The organism is Solihabitans fulvus (genome assembly GCF_008386585.1).
In the GTDB taxonomy this organism is placed as follows: domain Bacteria; phylum Actinomycetota; class Actinomycetes; order Mycobacteriales; family Pseudonocardiaceae; genus Solihabitans; species Solihabitans fulvus.
This window is the reverse complement of the sequence record NZ_VUOB01000086.1, coordinates 37,570-61,154: the sequence shown is the minus strand read 5'-3', so window position 1 is coordinate 61,154 and position 23,585 is coordinate 37,570. Positions and strand designations below refer to the sequence as shown.

17 protein-coding genes are annotated in these 23,585 nt (G+C 72.4%); 6 read left to right on the top strand and 11 right to left on the bottom strand.

The features are described from left to right. Window positions 1-37 precede the first annotated feature (37 nt). The 7 genes from F0L68_RS38480 to F0L68_RS38450 form a co-directional block, all read right to left on the bottom strand. Window positions 38-1,651: an ABC transporter ATP-binding protein gene (locus tag F0L68_RS38480; RefSeq protein ID WP_149854855.1), complete on the bottom strand. Its 1,614-nt coding sequence runs from the start codon at window positions 1,649-1,651 to the stop codon at window positions 38-40. Beyond that, the gene (locus F0L68_RS38475) at window positions 1,648-2,733 is read right to left on the bottom strand and encodes an energy-coupling factor transporter transmembrane component T (protein WP_149854854.1); all 1,086 of its coding nucleotides are present in this window, start codon (window positions 2,731-2,733) and stop codon (window positions 1,648-1,650) included. Before F0L68_RS38475 ends, F0L68_RS38480 begins: the two co-directional genes overlap by 4 nt. After that, window positions 2,730-3,578, bottom strand: a complete 849-nt coding sequence (locus tag F0L68_RS38470; protein ID WP_223199519.1) for a hypothetical protein — start codon at window positions 3,576-3,578, stop codon at window positions 2,730-2,732. The genes F0L68_RS38475 and F0L68_RS38470 overlap by 4 nt, the downstream gene beginning before the upstream one ends. After that, window positions 3,575-4,063: a hypothetical protein gene (locus F0L68_RS38465; RefSeq protein WP_223199518.1), complete on the bottom strand. Its 489-nt coding sequence runs from the start codon at window positions 4,061-4,063 to the stop codon at window positions 3,575-3,577. Before F0L68_RS38465 ends, F0L68_RS38470 begins: the two co-directional genes overlap by 4 nt. After that, complete coding sequence (locus F0L68_RS38460) at window positions 4,060-5,391, bottom strand: peptidase (protein WP_149854853.1); 1,332 nt, start codon at window positions 5,389-5,391, stop codon at window positions 4,060-4,062. Before F0L68_RS38460 ends, F0L68_RS38465 begins: the two co-directional genes overlap by 4 nt. A 282-nt stretch (window positions 5,392-5,673) precedes the next feature. Continuing rightward, complete coding sequence (locus F0L68_RS38455; RefSeq protein WP_149854852.1) at window positions 5,674-6,309, bottom strand: TMEM175 family protein; 636 nt, start codon at window positions 6,307-6,309, stop codon at window positions 5,674-5,676. A 63-nt stretch (window positions 6,310-6,372) separates the two neighbouring features. After that, window positions 6,373-8,235: a LamG-like jellyroll fold domain-containing protein gene (locus F0L68_RS38450; protein WP_149854851.1), complete on the bottom strand. Its 1,863-nt coding sequence runs from the start codon at window positions 8,233-8,235 to the stop codon at window positions 6,373-6,375. A 635-nt stretch (window positions 8,236-8,870) separates the two neighbouring features. Between F0L68_RS38450 and F0L68_RS38445 the strand changes: the two genes are divergently transcribed. The 5 genes from F0L68_RS38445 to F0L68_RS38425 are packed head-to-tail and all read left to right on the top strand — an operon-like array spanning window position 8,871 to window position 16,256. Further along, on the top strand, window positions 8,871-10,034 hold the full coding sequence (locus F0L68_RS38445) for a GNAT family N-acetyltransferase (RefSeq protein ID WP_149854850.1): 1,164 nt from the start codon (window positions 8,871-8,873) through the stop codon (window positions 10,032-10,034). After that, entirely contained in the window at window positions 10,031-11,203 is a 1,173-nt protein-coding gene (locus F0L68_RS38440; protein WP_149854849.1) for a LuxE/PaaK family acyltransferase, read from the top strand. The genes F0L68_RS38445 and F0L68_RS38440 overlap by 4 nt, the downstream gene beginning before the upstream one ends. Then, complete coding sequence (locus tag F0L68_RS38435; RefSeq protein ID WP_149854848.1) at window positions 11,203-13,716, top strand: acyl-CoA reductase; 2,514 nt, start codon at window positions 11,203-11,205, stop codon at window positions 13,714-13,716. The genes F0L68_RS38440 and F0L68_RS38435 overlap by 1 nt, the downstream gene beginning before the upstream one ends. Before the next feature lie 33 nt (window positions 13,717-13,749). Then, on the top strand, window positions 13,750-15,006 hold the full coding sequence (locus F0L68_RS38430) for a phenylacetate--CoA ligase family protein (RefSeq protein ID WP_149854847.1): 1,257 nt from the start codon (window positions 13,750-13,752) through the stop codon (window positions 15,004-15,006). Further along, window positions 15,003-16,256 (top strand): MFS transporter, encoded by a 1,254-nt coding sequence (locus F0L68_RS38425; protein ID WP_188317057.1) that lies wholly within the window; start codon window positions 15,003-15,005, stop codon window positions 16,254-16,256. The genes F0L68_RS38430 and F0L68_RS38425 overlap by 4 nt, the downstream gene beginning before the upstream one ends. Before the next feature lie 9 nt (window positions 16,257-16,265). Here F0L68_RS38425 and F0L68_RS38420 read toward each other — a convergent pair whose 3' ends face one another. The 3 genes from F0L68_RS38420 to F0L68_RS38410 all read right to left on the bottom strand — a co-directional run bounded on the left by F0L68_RS38420 (window position 16,266) and on the right by F0L68_RS38410 (window position 19,700). Next, window positions 16,266-17,156: an AurF N-oxygenase family protein gene (locus tag F0L68_RS38420; protein ID WP_149854845.1), complete on the bottom strand. Its 891-nt coding sequence runs from the start codon at window positions 17,154-17,156 to the stop codon at window positions 16,266-16,268. A 92-nt stretch (window positions 17,157-17,248) separates the two neighbouring features. Then, window positions 17,249-18,964 carry a cholesterol oxidase substrate-binding domain-containing protein gene (locus tag F0L68_RS38415; protein ID WP_149854844.1) on the bottom strand — a complete coding sequence of 572 codons (1,716 nt, stop codon included), beginning with the start codon at window positions 18,962-18,964 and terminating at the stop codon, window positions 17,249-17,251. A 196-nt stretch (window positions 18,965-19,160) separates the two neighbouring features. After that, on the bottom strand, window positions 19,161-19,700 hold the full coding sequence (locus F0L68_RS38410; RefSeq protein ID WP_149854843.1) for an HPP family protein: 540 nt from the start codon (window positions 19,698-19,700) through the stop codon (window positions 19,161-19,163). A gap of 108 nt (window positions 19,701-19,808) precedes the next feature. On the opposite strand from F0L68_RS38410, the gene F0L68_RS38405 reads away from it, so the two are divergent. Further along, window positions 19,809-20,411, top strand: a complete 603-nt coding sequence (locus F0L68_RS38405) for a CGNR zinc finger domain-containing protein (protein ID WP_149854842.1) — start codon at window positions 19,809-19,811, stop codon at window positions 20,409-20,411. Window positions 20,412-20,454: 43 nt separating this feature from the next. Here F0L68_RS38405 and F0L68_RS38400 read toward each other — a convergent pair whose 3' ends face one another. After that, window positions 20,455-23,295: an RICIN domain-containing protein gene (locus tag F0L68_RS38400; RefSeq protein ID WP_149854841.1), complete on the bottom strand. Its 2,841-nt coding sequence runs from the start codon at window positions 23,293-23,295 to the stop codon at window positions 20,455-20,457. Between the last annotated feature and the right edge of the window lie 290 nt (window positions 23,296-23,585).

Sequence of the window (23,585 nt, the reverse complement as noted above, 5' to 3'; positions counted from 1 at the left end):
ACCCGGTTCCCGTCGGGGCGTGCGGCGTCGTGACCCGTCACGCGGTCACCTCACCCAACGCGTCGCTGACCTCGCGAACCGTCAACCACCGTTGGGGCGCAAGCACCTTGGCGACCTGCGGGGCGAACACCGGCGAGGAGGTCACCACCTCGGCCACCGGCCCGTCCGACACGACCTCGCCCTCGGCGAGCACCACGACGCGGGTGGCGAACTCGGCGACGAACTCCACGTCGTGCGTGGCCAGCAGCACCGCCCTGCCCTGGTCGGCCAGCGTCCGCAGCGATTCGGCCAGCCGCTCCTTGGCCGGATAGTCCAGCCCGCGCGTCGGCTCGTCCAGCAGCACCACCCTCGGCGCGGCGGTCAGCGTGATCGCCAGCACCAGCGCGAGCCGCTGCCCCTCGGACAGATCCCTGGGATGCGACCCGTCCGGCACGCCGGGCAACAGCCGGTCGAGGAGCTCGCGGCAGGATCCCTTGACGGCCCCGGCCTCCTCGTCGGCCTTGGCGCACTCGGCGCGCACCGACTCGAGGTAGAGCAGGTCCGTCGGCTGCTGGGGCACCAGGCCGACCGCGGCGCGCCGCTCGGCCGGCCGCCTGTCGGCCGGGTCCATCCCGTCGACCGCCACCCGGCCGCCGTGCCGGGGTCCGGTGCCCTGCAACGCCCACAGCAGGCTCGACTTGCCGGAACCGTTGCGGCCCATCAGCGCGATCCGCTCGCCGGCGCCGACCGAGAGCGAAACACCCCGCAGCGCAACGGTTCCCGGGTAGCGGACCACGACGTCGCTCGCGCGCAACAGCGTCTCGGCCGGCGCGGCGGGCGGCGGCGCAGGGGACAGCCCGGCGAGCCGTTCGCGCAGCGGCCCGGCCAGCCGCCGGGCGTCCCGCACCGACAGCGGCGCCGGCCGCCAGCCCGCCGCCTCGCCGAGACGCACCACCGGCGGCGCGACCGGCGACCCGGCCAGCACCGAGGACGGCTCGCCGACCAGCGGCGGCCGGTCGGCGCCGACCAGCCGCACTACGCGGTCCGCGTACTGCACGACTCGCTCCAGCCGGTGCTCCGCGATCAGGATCGTCATGCCGAGGTCGTGCACGAGGCGTTGGAGCGCCGCGAGCACCTCCTCCGCCGCGCCGGGGTCCAGCGCGGAGGTCGGCTCGTCGAGCACCAGCACCCTGGGCTGGGCGGTGAGCGCCGCGCCGATCGCCACGCGCTGCTGCTGGCCCCCGGAGAGCGTGGCCAGCGGGCGGTGCCGCAGTTCGGCGAGCCCGAGCAGGTCGAGGGTCTCCTCGACGCGCCTGCGCATCACCTGCTCGGCCAACCCGAGCGACTCCATCGAGTAGGCCAGCTCCTCCTCGACGCTGTCGGTGACGAACCCGGCGACCGGATCCTGGCCGACCAGCCCGACGACGTCGGCCAGCTCCCTCGGCGGGTGCGTCCTGGTGTCTCGGCCGTCCACGAGCACCCGCCCGGTCAGCCTGCCCCCGGTGAAGTGCGGCACCAGGCCGTTGACCGCGCGCAGCAGCGTGGACTTGCCCGATCCGGTGCGGCCGACGACCAGGCAGAGTTCGCCCTCCGGCACCACCAGGTCGACATCTGCCAGCGTCGGCGCGGCGGCCTCCGCGTAGGTGATCGTGACGTCGTCGAACTGGATCACGCGTGCGTCGATTCTCGTTGGGGTGCGATGAACACCGGGAGCACGGCCAGCAGCACGCCGACCGAGGGCAGCAACGGGAGCTGCGGCACCGCGAGCGGCACCGTCGCCGGGCTGAGGTCGGCGGCGCCGAGCAGCGACGATCCGAGCGCCGCGGTGAGCAGGACGGCGGCGACGGCGCCGAGACCGCTGGCGACGACGAGCAGTTCCCTGACGCCCCAACGATCCCGGCGGTACCGGCTGCGGCCCACCCGCCGCGATCCGACCACCAGGCCCGCCACGGCGAGCACCAGGCCGGCCGCCAGCGCCGGCAGCCCGACCACGGCGGGGGAGGTGCCGTCCAGCAGCGCGTACACCCCGACGCACAGGCCGACCAGTCCGGACAGCACCAGCGTCGCGGTCAGCCGCCGAGCGCCCCGGGACAGGCCGGCGCCGCGCCCATAGCCCCTGGAGTCCATGGCGGCGGCCAACACCAGCGACCGCGCCAGCGCGTCCTCGATCACCGGCACCAACAGCGTGCGGACGGCGCGCCAGCCCCGAACGCTGTCGCCGCGCAGCTGCCGGGCGCGGCGCACCGACTTCGCGCTCGCCACCAGCTGCGGCGCGGTGGTCATGGTGACCACGACCGCGACGCTCACCTCGTAGAGCGCGGCGGGCAGGGATCGCAGCAACCGCTTGGGGTTGGCCAGCGCGTTCGCCGCGCCGACGCAGCCGAGCAGCGTGGCCAGCTGGAGTCCCTGGCTCAGCGAGAAGACCAGTCCCTCCGCGCTGATCGGGCCGCCGATCCGGATGCCCTGCGCCCAGTCCGGCAGCGGGACGCGGGGGAGGGTGAACAGCACGGTCGGCCCGGCGATGCCGCCGAGCAGCACGTGGAACACGACCCGGCTGGCGATGACGACGAGACCGAACTTGAGGAACACCCCGTAGGACGAGGCCCACGGGGTGGTGTCCCGGCACCGCACCGCCACGTAGCCCGCGACCGCCACGATCAGCCCGAGCAGCAACGGATTGGTGGTGCGGCTGGCGGCGGTGGCCAGGCTCAGCGCCCACAGCCACCACGCGCCGGGGTGCAGCGTGCGGGTCACGGAGTCGCCTTGGCCCTGCGGCGAGCCGTCCACCAGGCCAGGCCGCCGAGACCGGCGATCACGGCGATGCCGACGAGCAGTCCGACCAGGCCGCCGTGCCCGGCCGGGGTCGCCCCGGCGGTCGGCGTCGTGGCCGGCGAGGAGGTGGCAGCCGTGCTGCTGCCCGGTGTTTCGGCGGACGACCCGGTCGTGCTCGGGTCGGCGCTCGCGGAGTCCTGGCCAGCCGTCGGCGCGCCGGCCGACGCGGTGGTTCGGCCGCCCTGCTGGGTGGCGGCCGGCGGCGTGGGCCGCGGCTGGTTGCCCTGCCCTGGGCTCTGTTGACCGGGGTTCGGCGCGGCGAGGTCGGGCTGCGCAGGGGGTTGCGCCGGCGGTGGTGGCGGCGCGGGTCGGGCCGGGGCCGCGATGCCGGGCTGCTGACCCGACCCGAACGACCAGCCCTCCACGCTGCCGGCCGCCGGGGTGTAGCCAGCGGCGCCGAGATCGCTGAACGCCCAGGCGCCGCCGGGCTGCGCGTGCCAGTAGGACCAGTAGGCGCTGGCGGGCGCGGCGTTCACACACGGGTCCGTCGCGGGCCTTCCGCCGATGCGGCAGACGAAACCCGGCTGCCGCGACGCGGAGTTGTAGCCGAAGCCCGCGGCCTGGAGGGCGTCCAGCCCGCTGGCCGGCGAGCCGGCCGCGCACCCGACCTGCACGCCGCCGCCGAGCGACCGGTAGTCGACGACCACGGTGACACCAGCGCCGTCCGCGCAGCCCGAGGCCGCCGCGGGTGTCGCGGCGGCGACCAGCAGTCCGGTGCCGGTCGCCGCCAGGACGGCCAGTCCGGCCAGCGCTCTACGCAGAATCACGGATTCGCGCCGGGTGCCACACCGCCGCCGAAGGCCCAGCCCGCCACGCTGCCGACCGGCGGGACGTGACCGCCCGCCCCCGTGTCGCTGTAGGCCCACGAGCCGCCGGGCTGCGCGTGCCAGTACGACCAGTAGGCGGTGACCGGCGCGCGGTTGCACGGGTTGGGCAGCGCGTTGATCTGGCACACGAAACCGGGCTGGCGCGGCACGAAGGCGTAGCTGAATCCGGCGGCGCGCAACGCGTCGAGGCCGCTGGCCGGTGTGCCCTCGGCGCAGCCGGTGCGCACGCCGCCGCCGAGCGAGGCGAAGTCGACCACGACGGTGACCCCGGCGCAGCCGGACGCCTGCGCCTGCGGCGCGACCAGCAGCCCGGTCGCCGCGCCGAGGACGACGGCCAGCGCCGCGGCGAGCCTGGCCATCGCCCGCACTGCGAGCTTCCTTCGGCGGCTCGGGCCGGTCGCGGCGAGCCCGGTCACCGTCTTCACCCCTGTGTCCCGGCGCGGCGCCGGGCCAGCACGAGCGCGGCGGCCCCGGCGAGGATGAGCAGCGCGCCGATGGTCAGCGGGGGCCCGGCGTTCACGCCGGTGTCGGCCAGGGTCGCCGTGGCGGCGGTGTTGACCGGAGCGCTGTCGTTGCCGGCCGGAGTCGCCTCGGCCGGCGTGCCGCCGGTGGTCGGGACGGTGGCCGGGGGCACGGCGACGGCCGAGGACGCGCCGGCGGAGGTCGGCGCGGTGCTGGCGGAAGTCGGGGTCGCGCTGGTGCTGGTGGCTGGGCAGTTCGGAGTCGGGGCCTCGGCCCGCGATCCCTTGGCGCTGACCGTGTCCAGGCCGGCGCTGCCGAGGCCGGGGACGGCCTGCGCGGTGGTCCGCACCGCGTTGCCGGCCACGTAACCCTTGCCGTCGTAGGCGATCGCGCCCGCGGTCTTCGGGTCGCCGCAGCCGACCTGCAAGGACGTCAGGTACGCCGAGGCGCGGTCGGCCGCGTCCGCGCGTCCGCCTGCCCGCAGCGCCTGCGCGGCCAGCCCGGTGCTGTTGGCGTTCTCGCCGGAGGTCGGCCCGCTGCCGCCGAAGCCGCCGTCGCTCTTCTGCCCGGCGGCCAGCCAGTCGAGCGCCTTGCCCGCCGCAGTCTTGTTACCGACGGCGAGCAGCGCCTGCGCGGCGAAACCGGTGGTGTCCACGTCCGATGCGCACGGCGACTTCTCCAGGTACAGCGGGAATCCGCCGTCCTGGCACTGCGTGCCGACCAGGTAGTTGGCCGCTGCGACCGGCCTGTCGCCGGCCCGTTGCAGCGCGATCACCGCGAACGCCTGGGTGATGCCGTTGCTGTAGTCGCCGTACTCGGACCTGTCGCTGAGCCGGCCGGACGGGGCCTGCAACGAGCGCAGCGCGGCCAGCAGGTCGCGGCCGCCAAACGCGGCCGGGTCCTGGCCCTGGGCCTGCGCGACGAGCGCGAGCTTGGCGTGCGCCCCGGCGTAGAACTCCTTGGCGCCGTCGCCGACGTAGCCGGCGAGCGTGTCCGGCTTGGCGAGCCAGGCGGTGGCCTTGGTCGCCGCGTCCTGCGCGACCTTGGCCGAGTCGAAGGCGAGCACGGCGTCGGCGGTGAGCCCGGCGTCCGGGTAGTTCTTGTTGTCCGCCGTGGTCTCGAAGTGGTCGCCGTCGACGAGCTGGCGGGCCAGCCAGCCCGCCGCGGCGGCGGCCGGAGTCGTTGGGGTGTCGGCGAAGGCGGCCGGCACGACGGCCGCGCCGGTCAGCACGCCGGCCAGCGCGAGACCGGCCAGTACGCGGGATCTCGTGGGCCGTGGGCCACGAAACATGAGGTACGCCTTTCCGGGTGCAAGGCGCGAACGGAATCCCGGCAGCAGCGCACCCCCGGGCGCGATGGCGCCGGGAACGATGCCCAGGCTCCGACCCGCTGTCCTCGACGGGTGTGGGGAGCTCGCGTCCGACGGGTGTTCGGGCTCGCCGCCCCGGCTGGGACGGCCTACCGTTGCGGGTCAGCGCCGGAGTCGGACCGGTCTTCCCCCGTGCGGGCGCGGATGCAGTTGTCGCCCCGGATCGTCATCCGGCGGCCCGGCAATGTCAACTCACTGTGAGCTTCACTGCACGTCCGCGCGGCGGGGCCGGAGGTCGAGGAAGTAGAACAGGAGCAGCAGCACGTAGAACACCAGGCTGGCCACGGCGCTCCACAGGCCGATTGCGGCGGCCACCAGGTAGACGACCGGCCCCATGCCCCAGCGGATCCGCAGCGCGGCGGCCTCGGCCGGGGTGATCGTGTCGCCGAGCAGCCGGTGGCCGATGGAGGCGTAGCACCACAGGGCGTTGTAGAACACGCCGCCGATCACCAGCACCATGCCGTAGAACACCGCCGCGGTGTGCTCGCCCCGCTGCACGTGCACCGCCTCCGCGAGTACGTGCGTCGGGAACGGCAGGAACGTGACGGAGGCGAGCAGCAGGATGTTCAGCAGCAGCAGGAAGCCGTCCACCTGGCGGATGTGGTGGAACATCCGGTGGTGGTTCATCCACACCATGCCGATCAGCAGGACGCTGACCGCATAGGACAGGTACGACGGCCACAGCCGCACCAGCTCCTGCAGCAGCGCCTGGTCCGACTCCGGCTCGCCGGGCAGCCGGATCTCCAGGATCAGCAAGGTGATCGCGATGGCGAACACGCCGTCGCTGAACGCCTCGAGTCGCCCGACGCTCATCGGTTGGCGGGCCGCGGTCTTCGTCACGCGGGGATGCTAACCGCGCGCGAGTGGATGTCGACACGAGTTGCCGACATCCACTCGCGACACTCACCTCGCGTTCATGAACCGCTCGACGGGCAGCGCGCGGTCCACGATGCGCACGTCGCCGATGCGGCCGTGGAAGACCTGGTTGAGCGTGCCGCCGTACTCGTACCCGCCGAGCAGCCACGGCTGCCCGAGCGTGCTGATGCCGACGGACTCGGTCGAGGGGTTGCGCGCCACCTCGCAGCCGTCGACGTACATGGTGGTGTGGTGGCCGTCGTTGACGACCGCGACATGCCACCACGCGCCGAGCGGCAACTCGTGGCCCCAGTTGGTGACCGAGCCGTTGAGGTTGAGCGGGTAGATCGCCCACTGGAGCTCGCGTCCGCCGGACAGGCTCAGCGTGGCGACCGGCTCCTGCGGATCGCCGTTGGTCTTGTGCGCCTCCGAACTCATGCCCCACCGGCTGAGCAGCGCGGACCAGGCGTTCTGGTCGCTGCTCCAGTCCGTCGGCAGCCAGAAGAACGCCTCGACGGTGTAGCCGGACCGGAAGGTGGCCGCGTTCAGCGGCGCCTTCGCGCCGGTGCGCAGGTACGCGCCGCGCAACGGGTTCTGGTTGCCGGCGAAGGACAGGCTGCCGTGGCCCGGCTGGTCGGGGTGGTGGTCGCGGGAGAAACTCAGCGCGTCCGGCCCGCTGCCCGGCACGCCGACCTTGGCGAGGTCGTTGCCGTGGCCGGACAGGTCGGCCACCGTGCCGGACTCGGGGAACGGCGCGCCGTCGGCCTGCCCGCCGTCGAAGCGCCAGTACGCCACGGTGCCCGGCACGAGCAGGTCGCGGACGGGGCGAGGCGGCCGGGCCGGCACCGGCGCGAAACCGGCGAACCGCTCGGTGAAGTCGATCGGCACGGCGAACTGGTCGGCCGGCCCGGTCAGCTCGATCTCCTGACGCGCCAGCGCACTTCGGCGCTCGGCGGGCTGACCGAGGATCCACGGCGAGACGGTCTCGACGTCGATGGTGTTGCGCGCCAGGTCGAACCGGTACAGCCGGATCATCCCCGCGCCGCCGTAGAAACGGTTCTGGTAGTTGGTGATGTGCAGGTGCACGTCGTGGCCCGCCTTGTTGCGCAGCGTCGTGCGCCCCGGCGGCCAGTAGTGGCCGTTGAGGGTCAGGAAGATCTGGTCGTTGTCGTTGATCAGCTGGTCCCACAGCGTCCTGCCGAAGTCCGACAGCTGCGCCTGCCCGCTGCCGTCGTCGGCGTACACCAGCTCGTGCGTGGTCAGGATGACCGGCGTGTTCGGGTGCTGCGCGAGCACCGTGCGCGCCCAGGCGATTCCGCCGGGCGAGGGCCGCCAGTCCATGGCGAGCAGCAGCCAGTCCCGCCCGCCGGCGCGGAACCGGTGCCAGGTGTTGTAGCCGTCCGGGGTCGCGCCGCCGAAGGCGCGCGAGCGGGCGAACCTGCGGGGACCGAACGTGCGCAGGTACGCCGAGTCGCCGCGCTGGTCCGTGGTGGACGACGAGATGTCGTGGTTGCCGGCGAGCACGCTGTACGAGGCGCCGCGCCGGTCCAGGATCTCGAACGCCTTGCCGATCCGGTCGAACTCGCCGGCCTGGCCGTTCTGCGTCAGGTCGCCGAGGTGGGCGAGGAAGACGATGTTCTCGTCGCGGTGCCGGTCGAGGAGGTAGCGGAGGGAGGCTTCGACCGGGGCGGGATGGATGCTGTCCTGGTCGAACAGGTACTGCGTGTCCGGCATGACGGCGAGGGTGAAGCGCGGGTTGTCCTGGTCGGGCCGCCACGACTGGCCCGAGCTGTCGGCGGACTGGTCCTCGGCGGACGCGGGCGCGACGCCGGCGAGCCCGAGAACGGCGGCTCCGGCGCCGGCCAGCCCGGTGGCGCGCAGGAACGATCGGCGGTCGTGCGGTGGGGTCACTGTTCCTCCGTTGCGTGCTGGCGGCGACCGGCACGCTAGGCAGCCAGGATGTCGACCCGGCGCGCGTGTCCGGCAACACCGGGCGAAGGCTGCGTGAACAGGACGAAACGAGGTCTATGCCGGCCGTCGGTGTGTGCGGCGGGGGCCGCGCTCGGCGACTGTGCGCGCCGTCACGCGCGCCGCCGGAAACTCTGGGGATATCCCGAGTGGCGGTCCGGGTATTGCCGAAGCGGGCGTGCGTGGAATATAGAAAACGGCTGGATCGGTCGAGTGTGTTTTTCGTGAGGCCATCCGTGTGAACCGTTGCGACATTCGGTCCAATGGCATTGTGATCATGCTCTCTGTGTCGCCCTGTTTCCGCTCGTCACGGGCCGGGGGCCGGCGCACGGGGTCGTGACGCGAGGTAGCGTCGGCGCGTAAACCTGATGTGTCACGCTGATTTCGTCTGGTCGGAGAGTTGCTTCTGGTTGCTGGTTCTCGACCCCATGGCTGAGCGCCACCCCGAAGATCCTTAACCATTCAACTGTCGTCCCGCGCGGCGGCTCCGTGTCTTTCTGCGGCGGCCGTGATATTGGCGCGCGCATTTGTTCGAAATCATCGGCAGAAACCTGCCGTCGAGCGAGGAGAGGAGCGAGTTGGAACCGGTTTTCGACCATGCCGGGCTCGATGACGTCGACGAGCTCATCGGCCTGTACCGGCGCGTCTACGGCCGGAGTTACGCGCTGCCGCTTGGCACCGATCCCGAGGTCATGGCGGCGGAGATCGCCGCGCCGGGCACCACCTGGCTGGTCGTGCGCGAACCGGTCGGGCGCAGGGTGGTCGGCTCGATCGTGGCCACCGTCGACCCGGCCGACCGGCTCGGCAAGCTCCAGGGCCTGGTGGTGCACCCCGACTGCCGGGGCGGCGGCCTCGCGCACCGGGCGATCGAGCTGGTCAGCGAGCTGCTGCTGGCGGAGGACCAGCCGGTGGACTCGATCTACGCCACGGCGCGCACGACCTCGACGGTCCCGCAGCGGGTGTGCCTGCGCAACGGTTTCCGGGCGCTGGGCATCTTCCCCAACCTGCGCAAGGCCGCGCGACACGAGACGATGGTGCTGCTGGCCAGGTATCGGGACGGCGTGCTGGACCGACGCCACCTCGTGCCGAGCGTGCCGGCCGGCCTCGCCGGGCTGGTCGAGTCGCTCGACGGCACGGTCGGCTGGTCCACCCGCCCCGAGATCGTCGCGGAACCCGTTGCGCCGCAACCGCGTCCGGCCGTGTCGGGCCACACCATCGAACTGGTGGACGCGCCGAGGTTCGTGCTCGGCCGGTTCCACGAGGTGGTCACCGACCCGGTGCGGCGGTTCTACCCGTTCCACGAGCCCAACGTGCTGCTCGCCTCGGCAGACCCGGCAAACTCGGCAGACTCGGCCTACGAGGTCTACGCGCACCTGAGCCGCTCGGACGGGTACTGCGCCCTGATCGGCGCGTCGCCCGGGCTGCTGGCGGTCGCCGACCACCTCGACGAGCTGATGGCGCGGCTCGGCGAGTTCGGCGCGTCCTACGTGGAGACGTTGCTGCCGATGGACTGCCACGACGAGCTGTCCCTGTTGCTGGCACACGGATTCCTGCCGGCCGCCGCGTACCCGGCGATGCGCAGGGACGGCGAGCTGTTCCGCGACTACGTCGTCATGGCGCGCACCACCGCGCCGCTGGACTTCCGGGGGCTGGCCATCGACGAGGCCTTCCGGCCCTACGCCGAGCAGTACATCGACCTGTGGAAACAGAAGTACCTCAACACACACGGAGTGTTCCGGTGAGCAAGTACCTCGACCCGGTCACCGTGCCGGACCCCTCGGCACTTCGCCACGTGCAGCGACTGCTCGACGTGGCCGACCCCTACGCGTGGGGCGCCGACAGCGACGAGCTGTTCGTGCGCGCCATGAACGAGTCGAACTCCTGGCACGCGGCGCGCTCGCCGTTCTTCGCCAGCCTGTTGACGGAAAGCGGGGCCGGGCAGCGGCCCCTCGCCTCGATCGACGAGCTGCCTCGGCAACCGTTCGTGCACGCCAACTTCTTCAAGATGCACGAGGTGCTGTCCGTGCCGAGGGACGACGTGCGGGTGCACGTCACCTCCTCGGGCACGACGGGGCAGAAGTCGCAGATGTTCTTCGACGACTGGACGTTGGGCTGCGGGCAGCGGATGGTCGCGCGCACCTTCGACCACTACGGCTGGATCGACGACACCGAGCCGGTGAACTACCTGCTCTACAGCTACCAGCCAAGGCCGGGCCTCAACCTCGGCACCTCGTTCACCGACGAGTACCTGTGCGACTTCGCCCCGGTGCGCTCGGTGGAGTACGCGCTGGCCAACACCGGCGCGGGGAGCCACGAGTTCGACGTGTTCGGCTGCGTGCGGGCGTTGTTGCGGTTCGCCGAGGAGGGCTCGCCGGTGCGGATCCTCGGCTTCCCCGCGTTCCTGTCCTTCACCCTGGACCGGATGCGGGAGCTTGGCCTGCCGCCGGTCACGCTATCGCCGCGCTCGCTGATCGTGTTCGGCGGCGGCTGGAAGGGCAACGCGGACAGGCAGATCGGCAAGGCCGAGCTGTACCGCAGGATCAACGACCAGCTCGGCATTCCGGACGACCGGATCCGCGACGGCTACGGCTCGGTCGAGCACTCCGTGCTGTACCTGGAGTGTGAGCGGCACAACCTGCACGTGCCGACCTGGGCACGGGTGCTGATCCGCTCGGTGCGCACCCTGGAGCCGCTGCCGCTCGGCGAACGCGGCTACCTCCAGTTCCTGTCGCCCTACATCACCTCGGTGCCGGCGCAGAGCGTGCTGATGGGCGACCTCGCGTCGCTGCACGGGCCGGACGAGTGCGGCTGCGGGCTGCCGACGCCGTGGTTCCAGGTGCACGGGCGGGCCGGCGTGAGCCGTAACAAGAGCTGCGCCATCGCCGCGGCCGAACTCCTCAGGGGGAAGTGATGAACGAGTTTTCGCACTACTGGCAGGGCGAATGGGTCGACGACGCGGAGGCGGACCGCAGGCTCGACGACCTCGACGCGCTCGCGCGGGCCGCGCTTGGCGACCGGCTCAGCCCGCTGCTGGTGATCGCCGCCTGCGACCGGCTCGCCGCGACGCTGCTCGACCCCGCGCACCCGGTGCGCGCCAGGCTCGCCGAGCGGCTGCTCGCCGGTCGGGTGCCGGCCGACGAGATCGACCGGACCTTCGTCGACGTGGCCGAGGCGCTCGGGCGTGAGGCGCTGGAGCAGAAGCTGGTGCGCGAACTCGGCGGCGTCGATCCTGGCAGGCTGGCCAGGATCGACTTCCGCAGGGAGATCTTCGAGGCGTGGGTGCCGATCGGAGTGCTGGCGCACGTCGCGCCGGGCAACGCGCCGGCGGCGGGCGCGCTCAGCGCCATCGAGGGACTGCTGGCCGGCAACGTCAACGTCGTCAAGACCAGCGCGGACGACCCGCTGTTCACCCACGAGCTGCTGGCGGCCCTCGCCGACCAGGACCCGACCGGGCAGCTCGCCGCCCGCCTCGTGGTGCTGCGCTTCTCCTCGGCCAAGGCCGACTGGCTGGCCCGGCTGCTCGCCCCGGCCGACGCGGTCGCCGCGTGGGGCGGCGAGGAGGCGGTGGCCGGCGTCGCCGCGCTGCTGCCGCCGGGCTGCCGGCTGGTCGACTGGGGCCCCAAGCTGTCCTTCGCCTACCTGACCGAGGGGCACTGGTCCGCGCCGGACGTGCTGCGCGGGGTCGCCGCCGACATCTGCCGCCTCGACCAGCAGGCGTGCTCCAGCCCGCAGGTCGTCTACCTGGACACCGAGGACGACGCGGAGGTCTTCGCGTTCGCCGAGCGCTTCGCCGGTGTGCTCGCCGAGGTGGTGCCCGGCCTCGACCCGCGCGAGCCGAGCCAGCAGGAGCGGGCCGAGATCACCAACACGATCCTGGTCGCGGCGCTGGAGGAACACCTCGGGCTGACCAGGGTGCACGCCGCGCGGGACGGCAGCTGGCACGTCGTCGCGGACACTCGCCCGGCCCTGCGCGCCTCGCCGCTGTACCGCACGGTGTGGGTGAAGCCGTTGCCGCGCAGGCGAATCGTCGAGACGCTGCGCCCGATGCGGCAGTACCTCCAGACCGTCGGGCTCGCCGCGGACCGGGCGGACACCGCCGAGCTGGCCCGCGCGGTGCTCACCGCTGGTGCGCAGCGCGTCACCGTGCCCGGCGAGATGCTGACCAGCTACGACGGTGAGCCGCACGACGGCGTGTACGCGCTCCAGCGGTACAGCCGCAGGGTGGACGTGCAGCTGGACGCGCGGTTCGCCGCCGACGCGAGCCTCGACGACCTGATCGGCACGCGGCAGCTCGCGCCGCCGGACGTCCCGGTCACCGGCAAGGCCGACTTCGAGACCTTCCAGTCCGACGCGGACCGCGCCGAGGTGTTCTTCCGCAGCGGCGGCAGCTCCGGCGCGCCGAAGCTGTCCGCGTTCACCTGGGACGACTACCGCGAACACATGCGGTTCGGCGCAGAGGGACTGCTCGCGGCCGGCCTCGACCCGCGTACCGACCGCACCATGAACCTGTTCTTCGGCGGCCAGCTCTACGGCGGCTTCCTCAGCTTCTTCTCCGTGCTGGAGAACCTCGGCGCGGTGCAGTTCCCCATGGCGGCGCAGGACGACCACGCGGCCGTCGCGCAGTCCATTGTGGACCATCAGGTCGACACGCTGCTCGGCATGCCCAACTACCTGCTGCGCGTCTTCGCCGAGGGAGCGGACGTGCTGCGCGGGTACCGGGGCGTGCGCAAGATCTTCTTCGGCGGCGAGCACCTCGGCGAGCGGCAGCGGTGCTGGCTGGCCGAGGAGTTCGGCGTGGAGGTGGTCAGGTCCGGCGCGTACGGCAGCGTGGACGCCGGCCCGCTCGGCTACCAGTGCGCCGAGGCCGAGGCGCGGGTGCACCACCTGTTCGACGGCCTGCAAACGCTGGAGATCCTCGCGGTGGACGATGACCGGCCGGCCGCGCCCGGCGAGACCGGGCGGCTGGTGTTCACCTCGCACACCCGCAGGGGACAGCGGCTGGACCGCTACGACATCGGCGACCTCGGCCGCTGGGTGCCCGGCGAGTGCGCCTGCGGCCGCCGCACCCCGAGGTTCGAGCTGCTCGGCCGCTCCGGCGACGTCTTCCGCAGCGGCGGGCACTTCCTGAACTACCGCAGGTTCACCGCGATCGCCGAGGACGCCATCGACTACTCGGGCGCGCTCCAGATCGTGCTGGAGGAGGGCGACCCGGCCGAGCGGCTGGTGGTGCGGCTGGAAGAGGACCGGCGCGGCGCGGAACTCGAACGGTTCCTGCTGGCCGGGTACCACGACCTGGCGGCCGCGGTGCAGGGAGACCGGTTGGTGACGCTGCACATCGAGCACGTCGGCCGGGACGCCTTCGAGCGCACCCCGAGCAGCGGCAAGCTGCGCGCCGTCGTGGACCGCCGCCCGCACAACAGCTGAGCGCGCCCAACACCCGACCAGGAAGGGAACACCGTGGCCGCCGGCCATAACCTCGCCGAACTCGTCGCCTTCGCCAGGGCGAACTCCCCGTTCTACCGGGACCTCTACGCCGCGCTGCCGCACCCCGTCACCAGGGTCGCGGACCTGCCGATCATCGACCACAGCGCCTTCTGGGCCGCGAACGACCTGCACGACAACCGCCTGCTCACCGGTGCGCACGAGGACGGCATCGTCTTCAAGACCGGCGGCACCACCAGCGCGCCGCGCGTCTCGCTGTACACCAGGGACGAGTGGCGGGCGATGAGCCGCACCTTCGGCACCGGCCTGGCCGCCGCAGGGCTGCGCGCGGGCGACCGGGTGGCGAACCTGTTCTACGCCGGGGAGCTGTACTCCAGCTTCGTGTTCACGCTGAACTGCCTCCAGGACTGCACGATCCCCACCGTGCAGCTGCCGATCGCGGGCAGCGCGGCGCCGGACTTCGTGCTGCGCGCCGTGCAGGACTTCGCCGCCACCGTGCTGGCCGCCCCGCCCACCTCGCTGTGCCGGCTCGCCGAGCACGTCGCGGACGCGGTCGGCGCGGTGCCGTCTGTGCGGCTGATCCTGTTCAGCGGCGAGGCGTTCTACGCCGACCAGCGCGCGCTGCTCGCGGCCGCCTTCCCCAACGCCGAGGTGCGCTCGATCGGCTACGCCAGCGTGGACGCCGGCATCCTCGGCGCCCCGGTGGCCGGCGAACCGGACGCGCGGGTGCACCAGGCCTTCGCGCCGGACAAGCTGGTGGAGATCGTGGACCAGCACACCGGGGAGCCGATCGAGGAGCCAGGCAGGCCCGGCCGGGTGCTGGTCACCGACCTGGTGCGGCGGCTGCTGCCGGTGATCCGGTACCCCGTGGGCGACCTGGCCGAGTGGGTCGATGTCGCTGCCGGCACGTTCCGGCTGCTCGGCCGCGCCGAGGAGGGCGCGCGGGTCGGCCTGGTCACGGTCTACCTGGACGACCTGCGCGAGATCGTGGAGTCGGCCGACACCGGCGGCCGGGTCGGCGGCATGCAGGTGGTGCTGCGGCACCGGGAGGCCAGGGACGAGCTGGTGCTGCGGCTGTCCGGGACGGCGAGCGGCATCGACGCGCTGAACGACGCGCTGGCCGCCGGCCTCGCCCGCGCCAGGCCGATGTTCACCGAGCAGGTCGAGCGTGGCCAGATTCACCCGCTGGCCGTGGAGTGGGTGCGCCCGGGCGAGCTGCGGGTCAACCCGCGCACCGGCAAGCTGGTCCGGCTGATCGACGAGCGGGTGTGACCGCGCCACTGACCCGCCAGGGACCGTTGCTGCTGCGCAACAGGGACTTCGCGCTGGTCTGGCTCGGCCAGGTGTTCGCCCAGGGCGGCACCAGGGTCTACCAGATCGGGCTGCTGTGGTGGCTGCTCGGCCAGCTGCCCGAGCACGCGCGCGGCCTCGCTTCCGGCGCGTTCCTGGTGGTCGGCGCGCTGCCGTCGCTGCTGCTGGTGCGGCCTATCGGCCGGCTGCTGGACCGCGCGCCGAGCAGGCGGGTGATGCTGCGCGCCGAACTGGTCGCCTGCGCGGTGGTGACCGTGCTTGCGCTGTTCGCGTTCGCGGACTCCGTCGCGCTGTGGGCGGTGTACCCGGTCGGCCTGGTGCTCGCCGTGTGCCAGGCGGTGTTCGACCCGTGCCTGAGCAAGTCCGTGCCCGAGCTGGTCGACGAGGCCGACATCGAGCGGGCGGTCGGCTTCGAGGCGTCGACGCAGTCGGTGGCGAACTTCGCCGGGGCCGCGTTCGGCGCGGTGCTGTTGGCCACGATCGGCTTCGCCGGCGCGGTCGCGCTCAACGCGGTCACCTACGCGCTGGCCGCGGGCTGTCTGTGGGTGGCGCGGTTCCGGCGGGTGCCGGCCGCCGCGCAGGGTGTGGCCGAATCCGGCTCCGGAACGGGGGAACCCGTTGGCACCTGGGCGTTCCTCGGGTCGCTGCCGGGTGTCCGGCCGCTGCTCGGCTGTTTCGCCGCGGCGAACTTCTTCGCCACGCCGACGCTGCTGATCCTCCCGCTGTACACCAGGTCGGTGCTGCACGCCGGGGCGGACACGTTGTCCCGCCTGGAGACCGCGCTGTGGCTCGGCCTGCTGGTCGGCGCGTTCGCGGCGGGCCACGTGCGGGTGCGCGGCCGCACGGCCAGGTTCGGCGCGGCCTGCATCGCCGCGTTCGCGCTGTGCCTCGGCGTGCCGGGGCTGGTCGACGCGAGCACGGCGTACCTGGTCGCGCTCGCCGTCGGCGGCGCGTGTCTTGGCATGTCCAACGTCAAGTTCACCGCGCTGTTCCAGCGCGTGGTGCCCGACGGCGTGAAGGGCAGGTTCTTCGCGGCGCTCCAGGCCGCGGTGAGCCTGACCTTTCCCGTGGCGTTCCTCGGGTTCGGCGCGCTCGGCGACACCGTCGCCCCGCAGGTGCTGTGCCTGGTCCAGGCCGGCGGCCTGGTGCTGGTCGCCGGCCTGCTCGCCACGATGCGCGAACCCGTCGCGACGCCAGGATCAGCTGCCTAGATCAGCTGCCTAGATCAGCCGGGCCAGGCGCCAGATGAGCTTGGACGGCCCGCCGATCAGGCCGACCTCGTCGAGGTAGGACACCACCTTCGCCGCGGCCCAGCGCAGGGTCGCGGCGTAGTTGGGGTTGGCCAGCGCGGCCCGGCGCGCCTTCCGCCGCGACAGCCCGACGGACTCGTACACGCGCGGGTTGATCAGGCCGCGGGCCACCACGAACGCCGCGCCGGCCAGCACCACGCGGTGCACGGCCCGGCCGAACCAGCCGGTCTGCGCCATCAGGCGGGTGACCTCCTCACGCGCCCACTGCACGTGCCTGGCCTCCTCGACGACGTGGATCCGGCCGACGCCGCGCACCATCGGCTGGAGCCGCTCGTCGACCATGGTCTCGCGCTGGAAGGTGTCGGTCAGTTCCTCCGCGGTGAGGATCGTGGCGAGCAGCGACGGACCCCACGCCGTGTGCGCCATGATCCGGCCCATCACGCTGGCCAGGTGGCTGAGCCGGTACGCCTTGGCGCCGGCCGCCTCGATGGACCGGCCGAACATCACGATGTGCCGGCACTCGTCGCCCATCTCGGTGAGCGCGTACTGCGGGTGGGCCTCGGTCGGCTCGAACCGGTACACGTACCTGATCAGCATCTGGATGGAGAACATCTCGAACCAGATGCCGGTGGAGGCCATGCTGGTGGCTTCGTGGTGGGACAGCTCGACGCGCTGCTCCTCGGTGAGGCCGTCCCACAGCGCGGTGCCGTAAAGGCTCATCCGCTCCGGCGGCCAGTGGTACATGCCTTCCGGCAGCGGCGCGTTCCAGTCGATGTCGACGGCGGGATCGTAGGAGCGGCGGGCGGACGCCGCGAGTAGTCGTGCCGCGGTGTCCTCGCGTGCTGACTCGGTGGTTGTCATCTGGCCCCCTAGCTTGGGTGATGATGCTCCACCGTGTTTACGTCGCTACGGAGCGCTCTCCCTCGGGGAAGTTCGGGCACGATCTTCCGACGTCAGCGCAACAACACGTCCAGCAGTGGATTTCCGAACACGCGGTCGGGGTCGTAGCTGTTGAGCGTGGCCACCGCCCGGTCCCAGGTCGGCGAGGGCCCCTGCCGGAACGAGTCGGGAATCCGCTGGGTGATGGTGGTCTGGTCGGTCCACGCGCCGGCCTCGGTGTGTCCCCACCGCTTGGACCACTCCACCCGCGCGGTGGCGCGCGAGCCGGTGTAGGTGCGGTGGAAGAAGTCCTCGAGGTCGCGGTAGAACGCGTGCGAGCCGGGGGTGTCGGGGAACGTGATGACGTCCAGCCACACGGCCACGTCCCACTCGGGGTGGTCCTCGCGGGGGCGCACCGCCGACAGCGCGGGCGGCTGCGCGCCGGGCACGCCGACGTCCGCCGCGTGGTCGAGCCCGGTGACCCGGATCTCGACGCCGCCGTTGATCGGGAACAGCCCGCGCGCCCGGTACTGCGCGAGCAGGCCCTGGTACTCGGCGACGAACTCGCTGAGCACGTGCTGGAGTTCGCCCCTGCTGGTGTGGATGGCGTAGCTGCCCGCGGTGACCCGCATCGTGGTGGGCCTGACGTAGAGCAGGAAGTTCTTGGACGGGCCCCACATGTCGCGGGCCAGCGTCGCGGTCAGCCCCGCCACGGTCGCGGTGTACTGGAGCTGGCCGTAGATCGGCGCGAGCGCCGTCTCGCCCTTGACGATCCTGGCGGCCAGGTCCGCGACCGGCTGCGGCAGGTTGTCGGCGAACGGGTAGTTGTACGGCCCGAACACCGGCCGGGACAGGAACGGGCGGTGCGGGGTCACGGTCCAGATCTGCATCCACGGGTTGTCGGTGAAGGCGAACCAGATGACGCCGACGCGCCCGGATTCGTCCAGGAAGCCGCTCAGCGAGCGGGGACCCTCGGTCGGCGCGAACAGGTCGCTCGCGGGGACGTCGGTGCGCGTTACGCAGCGGAGGTTGTAGTTCGCGCCGACGCGCAGTGTCACCTCGGTGAGGAACGCGCGGCCGACATGCGTGAGGAACGCGGCGCAGTCCGGCTCGGCGCGGTCGAAGGTCCTTGCCACGTAACGGCCGGCGGCCGCGTCCCACACCACGGCGGTCAGCGAGGTGACGAGGTTGCTGAGCGATCCGTAGGTGTGGCCAGGCATGCGGGCCTCGCCGCTCGCCGGCACCGCGCTGCCGTGCCCGTCGACGGCGAGCACGCCGCCGACCGTGATGTCGCCGGCCGCCGGCGTCGCGGTCACGCCGTAACCGTTGTCCTCGAGGAAGGTCAGCAGCGACTCCATGGACGCGCCGGTCTGCGCCCGGACGGCGGCCGGCGCGGTCGAGACGACGCTCAGCGCGGTGAGGTTCCTGGTGGTGTCGACCAGCAGCACGGCGTCGGCCTGCCCGTCGACCACGGTCAGCGGCGACCAGGAGTGCCGGTGTCCCGAGGCGCGCACCCGGTACTGGTGCGTGTGCGCCCAGTTGACGACCGCGACGACCTCGTCCTGCGTGCGCGGCGCGCAGGTCCACAGCGGGTCGGTGCTGATCGCACCGTCCCAGTTCTGGAACTGCTCTCGGTACAGCTCGACGGTGGGCGGGAAGTCCTGCGGCGCGGTCGGATCCGCCTCGGCGGCCAGCCGGCCGACGGACATCCACAGGCCCGCCGCCGCCGACGCGCCGAGGAACCGGCGCCGGGACAGGCTTCCCCGCGTGCTGTTGTCGGAGGACTCCATGCGGCGACTCCTCACCGTGCGCCGGTGTCGCGCGGTCGAGGGGCCGGAGCCGACCGGCCACAGTGCCGCTGCGGGGCCAGAATCGGCCCTGTGCACAGGGTTAGCACAAGCCGGGTCGGGAGTAAACGGGTCCGGCGCCGTTCACCGTTGCCCTAGCGCTTGCTCGGTCCAGAGTCGGATCCGCGCGTTCCGGAGGTCACCACCAGTAGACGGGGTAGGTGTTGTTGCCGGCGCGCGCGCCGACGATGCCGACCAGCACCGAGATCGCGGTGGCGAGCAACAGCAGGAGCAGGAACGACACGGCCCCCGGCTGGGTGAGGACGACGATCACGGCCGTCGCGGCGGCGGGGGAGTGCGCGCACCGCGCGACCAGCATGGTGCCGAGCGCGAGGCCGCCGGCCAGGCCGGCCACCCAGGGCGAGCCGCCGAGCAGCCAGAGGCACACGAAGCCGGTGAGCGCGGAGAGCAGTTGGCCGCCGATCACGTTGCGCGGCTGGGAGAGCGGCAGCGCGGGCGCGCCGGCGACCAGCGCCATGCTCGCGGCCAGCGGCGGGATGAGCAGCGGCTTGCCGAGCGCGAGGCCGCCGGCGACGAGCGCGGTCAGGGCGGCAACGCTGGTCGCGGTCGCGACGGTGAGCTTGACCGAGCCCAGCCGGGCCGGCGCCTTGCTGCGATACCACGGGGCGGCGGAGGCCGGCGCGTCGTCGATCGCCTGGCCCGTCGTGGCCTCGGCCATGGTGCACTCCTCAACTAATGGTGACAGGAATCGATAAGCATTAGATCCCGGAACGGTCGTAGTGTGCCAGCCCGAGCTAATGGGCGGCAAGGGGTGTTACCGTTAGTCATGGATTCCGTCGACGCGCTGCCGATGCCGGTGCAGGGGGAGCCGCTGCCGCTGGACCTGGTGAACACCACGTTCATCCACGGCGGGCTGCGCGGCGTGCTCGTCGACGCCATGAGCAGCCCGGCGCAGCTCGACGACTGGCTCGCCGCGCGGCTGTCCAGGCTGGGGCCGGCACTGGCCGACCGGCTCGTCGAGGAGTCGGCCACCGACCGGCGGCTCGCGGCCTTCCTCGACCTGCGTGCGGCCCTGCGCGCCCTGCTGGCCGAGCAGCAGGGCGGCGAACCAGCGCCGGCCGCAGCCCGCGCCGAGGTCAACCGGGCCGCGCGGGGCGCGGCGGGCTGGGTCGAACTCGGCGACGGCGCCCCTCCGGCGATCACCCGGCGCTGGACCGAGCCCGATCCCTACCGGATCGCGGCGGGCGAGGTCGCCGTTGCCGCCGTGGAACTGTTGTCCGGGCCCGACCGCGAGCACCTGCGGGCGTGCGCCGCGCCCGGCTGCATCCTGTACTTCCTCAAGACCCATTCGCGCCGGGAGTGGTGCTCGTCGGTGTGCGGCAACCGGGTCAGGGTCGCCAGGCACAGCCGCCGGCACGCGGACGGCTGAATCCCCGGGAGGAGATCCCCCCGGGGGTTCGGCCGTCACCTGGTCACTCCGCCGCGAGCTGCCACTGCTGGCTCGGCGCGGTCGACACCGGGTTCTGCACCACGGCCGCGCCCTGCGCGGTCGAGCCGGCCCGCATGTCCACCGCCAACCCGTTGCCGGCGCCAACCAACTGGTAGTAGCCGTCACCGGTCGACCGGAACTGCCACTGCTGGTTCGCGCCGCCGTTGTAGGTCCACTGCTCCAGCTGGGTGTCCGGCGTGGTGGTGGCGCCAGGCACGTCCAACACCTTGCCGCTGCCCGAGTTCATCAGCGTGTAGTTGCCGCCGGACGGCGCGAGCCGCCAGTGCTGGTTGCCGCCCCCGTTGGGCTGCCACCCGATGACCACCCCGCCGTCCGCCGTGGACGCGCCGCTGACGTCCGCGACCAACCCGCTGGCCCGGTTGACCAGTTGGTAGGTGACGTTCGCGGTGGGCACGGCCTGGAGTCGCCACTGCTGGTTCGCCCCGCCGTTGACCGGCCACCCGATGACGGGCGCGCCGTCCGCGGTCGACGCCCCGCTCACGTCGGCGACCAGGCCGCTACCGTGCCCGAGGATCGTGTAGTAGCCGTCGGCGGTCGGCTGGAGCTGCCACTGCTGGCCCTGCGCTCCGGTGGGAGCGCGCTGGTCCAGCTGCGTGCCGGCGGCCTGGCCGGGCAGGTCCAACGCCCTGCCGCTGCCGGCGTTGGTCAGCCGCAGCGAGCCGCTGCCGTCCGCGAGCAGCTGCCACTGCTGGGCCGGCGCGCCGGTGTCGGTGGCCTGGTCGACGAGTGCACCGTCCGAAGTGGATGATCCGGCGACCTCCAACACCTTGCCGCTGTTGCGGTTCACCAGCCGGTAGGAGCTGGTGGCCGGCGGCGCGCCGGCCGGGGTGACGGCGAGGTTGTCGAACTCGTCGGTCTGGTAGCCGCGCACGCCGAGCCCGGCCTGCCCGGTCGGATAGGTCGAGTCGGCGACGCTGCCGACGGTCGCGCCGTCGATCTTCGCGGTGATGGTGTTGCCCTGGAAGGACACCGCGAGGGTGTGCCAGCGCCCGGTGCCGAGCGCCGCGACTGTCCCGCTCGCCAGCGTCGTCAGCTGCGCGTTGGTGTCGTTGCGGACGATCGACCACGCGCCGGTGTCGGACGCCTGGAGGTAGTAGGCGTCGATGCCGGCGACGGCGAACGGGTGCTGCGTGGTGACGCGACCCATCAGCTGCACCGCGCCGGGCTGTTCGAGCAGCACGTCCGAGGTGACGGTGTAGTCCGTCCAGCCCAGATCCCCGACGAGCGTGTACGGGTCGCTCCCGTTGTCCCAGTTGATCGGGCTGATCGGGGCCATCTGCCGCACGCACCGGCCGCCCCGGCCGCCGCCGCACCCGGCGACCTCGAACGCGCCGTTCTGCTGGGAGAGGTAGCGGGCCTCGCGACCCGGCGTGCCGCCGTCGAAGTCGTCCGCGTAGGGCAGGGCGAGCGAGGCGCGCGGCGGGCTGGCCGCCGTGCCCCTGCCCTGGCCGCCGACCGTGCTCAGCGAGTACACGTAGCCGGGCTGCGCGGTGAACGAGTAGGCGCCGCCGCTCGGCGTGAGGTCGGCGGTGTGGGTGAAGTAGTCGTTGGGGTTGCTGGAGTTGAGGTTGGTCGCCCACAGGTGCACCGGGGCCGTGGACAGCCCGCCGGTGACCCGGAAGCTCACCGTCTGAACGGCGGTCGCACTGGTGGTCTCCACGATGCTGCTGTAGTCGCGGCCGTTGGGGGACTTGAGGCTCACGTAGCTGCCGGCAGCGCGGTTGCCGGTGAGGAATCCGCTCGCGGAGTCGAGGAACCGCCAGCCGGGCTGGGTGAACTGGGTGACCTGCGCGGTGGCCCAGGTGCTCTTTCCGATGCCGTAGTTGCCCGACCACGGCTGGTTGGCCACCGCGAGCCCTGTCGTGTTGTAGCCGAGGTTGGGGTAGATCGCGGCGAGCAGCGGCCAGTTGAGGTACGCGGTCATCTTCGCGTCCACGTAGCCCCTGGTGATGGAGCGGATCAGCGCGAAGGATCCGCTGTTGTCGTCCTGCGAGCCGTTCTCGCTGGCCCACAAAGGCTTTCCGGTGGCGAGCGAGTTCGCGGTCGTGCTGCACACGTCGGCGGGGCCGCCGTCGCCCTGGCACGGGTAGTGCGTGCCGACGATGTCGACGGAGGCGTTGAACGCCGGGTCGCTCATCATGGCGTCGGCGACGTCCCAGCCCGAGTCGGCGCCGACGATCCTGGTCGGGTAGCCCGCGTTGGCGACCGCCGCGTGCAGGTTCTCGTACCAGCCCTTGTCGTAGCCGCGCTCGTTCCAGCCGCCGAGGTAGTCGATGGTCAGGCCGTGCGACTTGGCGCAGCCGAGCCAGTTGGTGAGGTAGGTGACGGTGTCGGCGGACCAGAAGTTGCCGCCGCCGAGCCAGCCCGGCGCGCCCCACGCCAACCCGTACAGCGCGATGTTCGGGTTGCGCGCCTTGGCCTGGGCCATCAGCCACCACTCGTAGCCGCGGTCGCAGTTGAGGTCGCCGGAGGTGTGCATGTGGCTGGACTCGGAGCCGTCGGTCGAGTTCGCGTCACCGCCGATCTCGACCTTGAGGATCTGGAGGCTGGCGCCGTAGCCGGGCTTGAACATGTAGTCGAGGATCTGGCTGCGCTGCGGTTCCGGGTAGTCCAGCAGCAGGCGCGAGTTGCCGCCGCCGCCGCTGATCGCGCCGATCCCGTCGAAGACGCGGCCGCCGGAGGCGCCGTCCACCGTGATCGTCATCGTGGCCGCCGGGGCGGCGGCCAGCGCCGGCGCGAGGCCGGCCGTCCAGGTTGCCGCCAGCACCGCAAGTATCAGCGCTGGCCATCTCAGTTGCCTCACCACGACACCTTTCTCGAACCTGCGGCTGACCTTCGGCCCGAGGCGCCGCCCCACGGCAGCCGAAATCCACCAACAACCGTCAGGGTTGGTGTTGGTTCGGGTTACGGGACGGCACTCAGTGCGACGAAAGTGTTTCAGATCACACCGCGAAGTGGGGGTTTATGTCAAGTGTTGGCTGATTTTGTCAGAACAGCGCGACATCGACGGTCAGAAGCAACAGAGTCCAACAAACAGACGAGACCCCCGGGTGCGACTGCATCCGAGGGTCTGCTGTCCTGCGAACCGCGTCG

Coding starts and splice junctions, on each gene's coding strand:
- F0L68_RS38460 (WP_149854853.1), bottom strand. CDS start 5,391: ATGTTTCGTGGCCCACGGCCCACGAGATCCCGCGTACTGGCCGGTCTC.
- F0L68_RS38435 (WP_149854848.1), top strand. CDS start 11,203: ATGAACGAGTTTTCGCACTACTGGCAGGGCGAATGGGTCGACGACGCG.
- F0L68_RS38420 (WP_149854845.1), bottom strand. CDS start 17,156: ATGACAACCACCGAGTCAGCACGCGAGGACACCGCGGCACGACTACTC.
- F0L68_RS38415 (WP_149854844.1), bottom strand. CDS start 18,964: ATGGAGTCCTCCGACAACAGCACGCGGGGAAGCCTGTCCCGGCGCCGG.
- F0L68_RS38410 (WP_149854843.1), bottom strand. CDS start 19,700: ATGGCCGAGGCCACGACGGGCCAGGCGATCGACGACGCGCCGGCCTCC.
- F0L68_RS38405 (WP_149854842.1), top strand. CDS start 19,809: ATGGATTCCGTCGACGCGCTGCCGATGCCGGTGCAGGGGGAGCCGCTG.